The following is a 7,240-nucleotide window of genomic DNA, read 5'->3' as shown; positions in this document are numbered from 1 at the left end:
GGCAATGACTTCGGCGAGCGGCAGATGAGCGACCGCCTTCATGTAGAAGGGCAGCAATCCCCACAGCAGATAGGCGCCGAGCGCCAGCAGAAAGCCGCGCCGGGCCTTGGAATCCGCGTCCAGGGTAATTGCTTCAGTGGCCATGGGCCAACGCTATGGCCCAGTCACCTTGGCAAGACCATCGCAAAGTTCTGATGGATCAATGGACTTTCGCTGATGGTTCAACCCTATTCGGCGGCCACCAGTCCGGCCATCTCGCGGTTCTTCATCAGCTTGTAGACGATGGAATCCATCAGCGCCTGGAACGAGGCGTCGATAATGTTTTCGGAAACGCCGACCGTCCACCAGCGCGCGCCGGTGCCGTCATGCGATTCGATCAGAACGCGGGTGATCGCCTCGGTGCCGCCATTGAGGATACGCACCTTGAAGTCGGCCAACTCCATGTCGGCGATCTCGCCCTGAAATTTGCCGAGGTCCTTGCGCAGCGCGATGTCGAGTGCGTTGACCGGGCCATGCCCCTCGGCCACCGACATCTTCTCCTCGCCGTCGACCACCACCTTGACGATCGCTTCGGAGACCGTCTTCAGCTGGCCGTTGGCGTCGAAGCGGCGCTCGACCATGCAGCGGAACGAGGTGACGTTGAAGAACTCCGGCAGGCCGTGCAGCATCTTGCGTGCCAGGAGCTCGAAGCTGGCATCGGCGCCCTCATAGGCGTAGCCCTCGGCCTCGCGCTCCTTGACCACTGATATCAGCGCGTCGAGCCGGTGATCGTCCTTCGGCACCTCGATGCCGCGCCGCCTCAACTCGGCGAGGAAATTGGCCTTCCCGCCCTGGTCCGAAACCATGACGCGGCGGCGGTTACCGACCGTTTCCGGGGGTACATGCTCATAGGTCGCCGGCTCCTTGGCCAGCGCGGAGGCATGGATGCCCGCCTTGGTGGCGAAAGCAGAGGCCCCGACATAGGGCGCTTGCGCTTCCGGGGCGCGGTTCAAGAGTTCGTCGAAGGCGCGGGACAACCTGGAAATGCCTGTCAGCGCCTCAGCCGAAATACCGGTGTCGAAACGATCGGCGAAGGCCGGTTTCAACGCCAGCGTAGGCACGATCGAGATCAAATTGGCGTTGCCGCAGCGCTCGCCGATGCCATTGAGTGTGCCTTGGATCTGGCGCACGCCGGCCTCGACCGCGGCAAGCGAATTGGCGACCGCCTGGCCGGTGTCGTCATGGGCATGGATGCCGAGATGATCGCCCGAAATACCTGATAAAATAACCTTCTCGACGATGGCGCGGACTTCCGATGGCTGCGTGCCGCCATTGGTGTCACACAGCACCACCCAGCGCGCGCCGGCATCATAGGCGGTCCTGGCGCAGGCCAGCGCATAATCGGGATTGGCCTTGAAGCCGTCGAAAAAATGCTCGCAGTCGACCAACGCCTCCTTGCCGGCGGCGATCGCCGCCTCGACGGAGGCCTTGATGGCGTCGAGGTTCTCCTCATTGGTGCAGCCGAGCGCGACACGGACATGGTAGTCCCAACTCTTGGCGACGAAGCAGATGGCATCCGACTTGGATTGCACGAGTGACGCAAGGCCGGGATCGTTGGAAGCCGACGCCCCAGCCCGTTTGGTCATGCCGAAGGCGACGAATTTGGCGCGCGACGTACGTTTCTCCTGGAAGAAGGCGGTGTCGGTCGGATTGGCGCCGGGATAGCCACCTTCGACATAGTCGAGGCCAAAAGCATCGAGCAGTTTCGCGATGGCGATCTTGTCCTCGACGGAAAAGTCGATGCCAGGGGTCTGCTGGCCATCGCGCAATGTGGTGTCGAAGAGATAGAGGCGCTCGCGGGTCATGGTCATTTGCCTGCAAACTTGTCCGTCGCGCGGATCAGCCGATCCAAAATCCCCGGCTCCGAATAAGCATGACCGGCGCCCTCGATCAGGTGGAAATCCGCCTTTGGCCAGGCCTTGTGCAGCGCCCAGGCATAATGCGCCGGGCACGGCATGTCGTAGCGGCCATGGACGATGGTGCCGGGAATGTCAGCCAGCTTGTGCGCGTCGCGCAGCAACTGCCCTTCCTCCAGCCAGCCGGCATGGACGAAATAGTGGTTCTCGATGCGGGCAAAGGCGATGGCATAGTCGTCCTGCCCAAATGGTCCGCTGGTCTCCGGCTCGGGCAAAAGCGTGATCGTTTCGCCTTCCCACAAGCTCCAGGCGCGGGCCGCCTCGATCTGCGCCTTGCGATCCGTGCCGACCAGCCGCTTGCGGTAGGCAGCCATCATGTCGCCGCGCTCGGCCTCCGGGATCGGCGCCAGGAAGCGCTCCCATTTGTCCGGGAACATTTCCGAGACGCCGAATTGATAGTACCATTCGAGTTCGGCTCGCGTCAGCGTGTAGATGCCGCGTACCACCAACTCACTGACGCGTTCGGGGTGCGTTTCGGCATAGGCGAGCGCCAGCGTCGACCCCCAGGAGCCTCCGAACACCAGCCATTTGTCGAAGCCGGCCATTTCGCGCAGGCGTTCGATGTCGGCGACCAGGTGCCAGGTCGTATTGGTTTCGAGCGAGGCGTTGGGCGTCGATTTTCCGCAGCCGCGCTGGTCGAACAGGATGACATCGTAGAGCTTCGGGTCGAACAGCCGCCGGTGTTTTGGGGAAATGGTGCCGCCCGGCCCGCCATGCAGGAACACCGCCGGCTTGGCGCCCCTCGTGCCCGAACGCTCCCAGTAGACCTGATGGCCGTCGCCGACATCCAGCATGCCGGAATCGAACGCCTCGATCTCGGGATAAAGCGTACGCAATTGACTGCTCATAGCTGCAAACCTTTGGTCGGCCAGTCCGCTGTTTCATGGTCTGGGTGCTGGAAGGAGATGATGGATTCCTGCCTGTTGTAATAATCAGGATCCTGGTGGACGGGCTGATCGAAGATCGTCTCCACCCAGGGCAGCCGCGCGGCGTAGTTGACCTGGATCTGCGGGGCAAGATCGGAGCGGTCGTCGAAGGCACCGATAGCGATCTCAAGTCCACCGGGCTGCCGGTAGGTCAGCGGCGTCCCGCAGCGGGCGCAGAAACCACGATCGATGTTGACCGACGACTGGAAATAGCTCGGCTCTTCATGGGTCCATTCGACGCCGTCCCTGGGCACCGTGACCAGTGCACCGAAGAACGAGCCGAACTGCTTCTGGCACATGCGGCAATGGCAGATCGATGGACGGCCGAGCGCTCCATGAATGCGGAAACGCACGGCGCCACACTGGCAGCCGCCGGTTCTTACCTGATCGGTCATGATCTTTCCTTTGGCGGCCATTGTTCGGTGTCGTGGTCCGGATGCTGATAGGAGACGAGATCCGCCAGATAAGAGGCCGACGACACGTCGGCCATCGTCTCCTCGCCCGGCAATTGCGGGATCGTATCGACATAAGGCAGCTTTGCCTCGGTGCCCCATTGGATCAGCGGCACGATCTCCGCCGGATTGTCGAACGCGCCGATGGCGAGGCCAACGCCGTCCGGCGCGGTGAAGGTCAGCGGCGTGCCGCAATCGGCGCAAAAACCGCGATCGACATGGTTGGAGGAGCGGAAGTATTTCGGCTCGCCGCGCGTCCAGTCGAGCCGGGCGCCACGCACCGAAACCAGCGGCGCATAGAACGAGCCGAACGCCTTCTGGCACATGCGGCAATGGCAGACCGAAGCGTCGCCGAGCGCGCCTTCAACGCGAAAGCGCACCGCGCCGCACTGGCAGCCGCCGGTGTAGACCGGCCGGTTGTCGAGGCTCATCACCGCTCACTCCGGGACATGGCAGACGGCCTCGACATTGTTGCCGTCGGGATCGAAGACGAAGGCGCCATAGTAGCTCGGGTGATAATGCGGCCGCAGGCCTGGCCCGCCATTGTCCTTGCCACCGGCGGCAAGGGCTGCGGCATGGAAGGCATCGACCTCGGCGCGGCTGCGCGCCGTGAAGGCGACGTGCTGGTGATCCCTGGGCTTGTCCTTGCCGGTACTCAGCCAGAACACCGGCCGGTCACGGCCATAGCCGCCGACCTTGGCACCCCCGGTATATTCCAGCGGCACCATGTAAAGCAGCGCCGCACCAAGCGGGGCCATCGCCTTGTCATAGAAAGCCTTCGAAGCGTCGAAATCGGCAACGGTGATGCCGAGATGGTCGATCATCTTTTTACCTCCCAGGTGGTGATGCGCTCGCCAGTGACCGGATCCTTGCCGTCCTTCAACTGTACACCTTGAGCCAGCAGTTCGTCGCGGATGCGGTCGGCCTCGGCCCAGTTCTTGGCGGCGATGAATGCGAGACGCTTGGCGATTGCCTTGGCGACGTGGTCTTCATCAACCGTCGCCGACGCGACATCGAAGCCGAGGAACAGCAGCGACGCCTTCAGCGCAGCCGCCGCATCGTTGCCGTCCGCTGCCTCGCCAGCCAACTGCGTCAAGACCTGGAAGGCGGCATAGGTTGCGAGATCGTCCGACAAGGCATCGATGACCTGCACGGGCAGCAGTCCTGCGGCGGCCGGCGCAAGGTCGGCCGCCCGCTTCCATTTGCGCAGCGTGTTCTCGGCCTCTTCCAGCTTGCGCACGGAAAAGTCGATCGGTTCGCGATAGTGCGTCATCAGCATTGCCAGCCGCAGCACCTCGCCCGGCCATTTGCGGCCGCCGAACGTCTCGGTCTCGAGCAGTTCGTTGATCGAATAGAAATTGCCGACGCTTTTCGACATTTTCTGACCTTCGACCTGCAGGAAGCCGTTGTGCATCCAGATGTTGGCCATCACGTCCGTGCCATGGGCGCAGCGCGACTGGGCGATCTCGTTCTCATGGTGCGGGAAGATCAGGTCGAGGCCGCCGCCATGGATGTCGAACACCTCGCCGAGATAGGCGGCCGACATTGCCGAGCATTCGATGTGCCAGCCCGGCCGACCCCTGCCCCATGGCGAGTTCCAGCCAGGCTCCTCCGGCGACGACAACTTCCACAGGACAAAATCGCCGGGATTTTTCTTGTGCGCGTCGACGGCGATGCGAGCACCGGCCTGCTGCTCGTCGAGATTGCGCTTCGACAGCTGGCCGTAGTCCGGCATCGACGCCGTATCGAACAGGACTTCGCCCGCGGCAACATAGGCATGGCCGCGTTCGATCAGGCTTTGAATCAAGGTGATCATGTCGACCTTGCCGTCGGCGCGGGGCTCGACGAATTCGGTGGCGCGCGGCTCGACCGTCGGCTCCAGGCAGCCGAGAACCGCCACGTCCCTATGGAACTGGCCGGCGGTCTTTTCGGTGACCCGCCTGATCGCCTCGTTGAGCGAAAGTGTTCCGGAAGCGATCTCGCCGCCGAAGTCGCGCAGAGCGCGCGCGTTGATCTTGTCGTCGACGTCGGTGATGTTGCGCACATAGGTGACGTGCGCCTGCCCATAGACGTGACGCAGCAAGCGGAAAAGCACGTCAAAGACGATCACCGGCCTGGCATTGCCGATATGGGCAAAGTCGTAGACGGTCGGGCCGCAGACATACATGCGCACATTGTCTGGATCGATCGGGACGAAATCCTCTTTCGTCCGCGTCAGCGTGTTGTAGAGGCGCAGGCCCTGCGATGCGTCGGACATTCGTGCCTTCCCGGTTCAGAACTCAATTTGACGAAGCCAGCCCTGCGCGAAACGCAAATCAGGCTCCAGCCTGCTGGCCGGGGCGTTTGTCCAATCTGGGGAAAGATGAGGCGAAAACGTCCGGACCAGCGCGAGGCTAGCCAATAATGCAAATGCCACAAATGGCGAAAGACGTTTTCATGGGCGGCTTTATCGCCTTGGCATGTGTTGCCGTCAAGTCGCAAGTTTCGGCAAAAACGTCGCTGGATCACAGGTAATGATGCACTGAAACATTTTATTAAACATGTCGGCACAGTCATGAAACATTCGCCGGCTAGATCAGCAGGCGTCACGATTTGGTCAGAATCGGCCATCAAACGCAGACACGAAAATGTTACCTGGGAAGAGAGACATGCCCCGAACCAAGCAGGAAGCCAACCGAGCCAAGCAGCCGGCACTGGCCAACCACTACCGCGCGATCGGCCCGGCCGCGATCGTCGCCGCCCTCCTTCACACCGCGAAGAAGAAAAAGCCGGTACAGAAGATCGTGTCGCCCCGCGCCGCCTGAAGTGGTGTGCGGCCCGGCGCCAAGGGCGCCTGGCAAATGGCGCAGACATACGTCGCTGAAGAACAGGTTCAGCTAGAACAACGTCATCTGATTGTCGTCCGCGCCGGGCTTCTGGCGCTTGACCTTTTCGGGCTCCGGCCCGATCTCGCCCCGCTCCTGAATCTCCGGTCCGGTGTTGGCGACCTTGTTGACCAGGTCGGAGACGGGAATGGCCTCGAAGAAATCGAGTTGAGCCGGCCGCAACAGATCGGCGACATCACGCGGTTCGAGCGTGCGGCAATCCAGCCAACGGGCGAAATCCCTGGGGTCGATCACCACAGGCATGCGGTCGTGGATATGCGCGATATCGGCATTGGCGTTGATGGTCAGAATGGCGCCGGTATCCATTTCCGAACCGCCCGGCTCGGCATAGGTCTCGACCAGGCCGGCAAAGGCGACCAACCCGCCATGCCTGGGCCGGATCCAGTAAGGCTGGCCTTTCTTGCCGCCGGTTTGCCGCCATTCATAAAAGCCGGAAGCCGGCACCAAGGCGCGGCGATGGCGCATGGCGGCCTTGAACGACGCCTTTTCGGTAGCCCCTTCGGAGCGCGCGTTGAACAGCAGCGGAAACTCCCTGGTATCCTTGACCCAGGTCGGGATCAGCCCCCAGCGCACCAGCATTGGCTGCCGGTCGGGCAAATTGGAGCCCGGCGCCCGCGGGGGGCCGGCGACCGCCATCAGGATCGGCTGGGTTGGTGCGATGTTGTAGCGCGCCGGGAAATCCTCCAGTTCCGCCAAGCCCAGCAAGGCGGCAGTCTGGTCCGGCGTCGCGGTCAAGGCAAAACGTCCGCACATGGTCGATTGGCGCCCTTTGAAAGGTTCGGTTCCTGAAAGTGCCGGTGCAACCGGCATTGCGCAACCGCTAAAGCTTGCCCATGCTGGGCGGTCCACAACAGACCTGCCTACACGCCTGATCGGGAACCCATGAACGAAGCGCGCAAGACACTTCCGGCAGTCTCGGTCGCCGTCGTGCGTGCAGACACCCTGCTTCTGGTCAAGCGAGCCCGGCAACCCTCGCAAGGGCTCTATGCCTTTCCGGGCGGCAAGGTCGAACCCGGCGAGAC

At 62.5% G+C, this 7,240-nt stretch carries 9 protein-coding genes and 1 pseudogene; 2 read left to right on the top strand and 8 right to left on the bottom strand.

Annotated features, from left to right (window positions below; genetic code table 11):
- The 7 genes and pseudogenes from EN939_RS39085 to cysS form a co-directional block, all read right to left on the bottom strand.
- Positions 1–144, bottom strand: a pseudogene (locus tag EN939_RS39085) (EamA family transporter RarD); the annotation flags it as partial.
- An 83-nt stretch (positions 145–227) separates the two neighbouring features.
- Positions 228–1,850: a citramalate synthase gene (gene cimA, locus EN939_RS14445; RefSeq protein ID WP_206517190.1), complete on the bottom strand. Its 1,623-nt coding sequence runs from the start codon at positions 1,848–1,850 to the stop codon at positions 228–230.
- Positions 1,847–2,803: a prolyl aminopeptidase gene (gene pip, locus EN939_RS14440; protein WP_127268544.1), complete on the bottom strand. Its 957-nt coding sequence runs from the start codon at positions 2,801–2,803 to the stop codon at positions 1,847–1,849. Before pip ends, cimA begins: the two co-directional genes overlap by 4 nt.
- Positions 2,800–3,276 carry a GFA family protein gene (locus EN939_RS14435; protein WP_027038010.1) on the bottom strand — a complete coding sequence of 159 codons (477 nt, stop codon included), beginning with the start codon at positions 3,274–3,276 and terminating at the stop codon, positions 2,800–2,802. The genes pip and EN939_RS14435 overlap by 4 nt, the downstream gene beginning before the upstream one ends.
- Positions 3,273–3,764 carry a GFA family protein gene (locus EN939_RS14430; RefSeq protein ID WP_127268543.1) on the bottom strand — a complete coding sequence of 164 codons (492 nt, stop codon included), beginning with the start codon at positions 3,762–3,764 and terminating at the stop codon, positions 3,273–3,275. Before EN939_RS14430 ends, EN939_RS14435 begins: the two co-directional genes overlap by 4 nt.
- A 6-nt stretch (positions 3,765–3,770) precedes the next feature.
- Positions 3,771–4,157 (bottom strand): VOC family protein, encoded by a 387-nt coding sequence (locus EN939_RS14425; protein WP_127268542.1) that lies wholly within the window; start codon positions 4,155–4,157, stop codon positions 3,771–3,773.
- The gene (gene cysS / locus EN939_RS14420) at positions 4,154–5,590 is read right to left on the bottom strand and encodes a cysteine--tRNA ligase (protein ID WP_127268541.1); all 1,437 of its coding nucleotides are present in this window, start codon (positions 5,588–5,590) and stop codon (positions 4,154–4,156) included. The genes EN939_RS14425 and cysS overlap by 4 nt, the downstream gene beginning before the upstream one ends.
- Positions 5,591–5,981: 391 nt before the next feature.
- On the opposite strand from cysS, the gene EN939_RS14415 reads away from it, so the two are divergent.
- Positions 5,982–6,137 (top strand): hypothetical protein, encoded by a 156-nt coding sequence (locus EN939_RS14415; RefSeq protein ID WP_081738801.1) that lies wholly within the window; start codon positions 5,982–5,984, stop codon positions 6,135–6,137.
- Positions 6,138–6,209: 72 nt separating this feature from the next.
- Here the strand turns inward: EN939_RS14415 and EN939_RS14410 are convergent, their stop codons facing one another.
- Entirely contained in the window at positions 6,210–6,971 is a 762-nt protein-coding gene (locus tag EN939_RS14410; RefSeq protein ID WP_127268540.1) for an SOS response-associated peptidase, read from the bottom strand.
- A gap of 129 nt (positions 6,972–7,100) precedes the next feature.
- Between EN939_RS14410 and EN939_RS14405 the strand changes: the two genes are divergently transcribed.
- Positions 7,101–7,240, top strand: a 140-nt coding sequence (locus EN939_RS14405; RefSeq protein WP_127268539.1) for an NUDIX domain-containing protein, incomplete at its 3' end; no start/stop codon positions are given.

The organism is Mesorhizobium sp. M7A.F.Ca.CA.002.05.1.1, from assembly GCF_003998335.1.
Taxonomy (GTDB): domain Bacteria; phylum Pseudomonadota; class Alphaproteobacteria; order Rhizobiales; family Rhizobiaceae; genus Mesorhizobium.
This window is presented reverse-complemented; position numbering and strand designations above follow the sequence as displayed.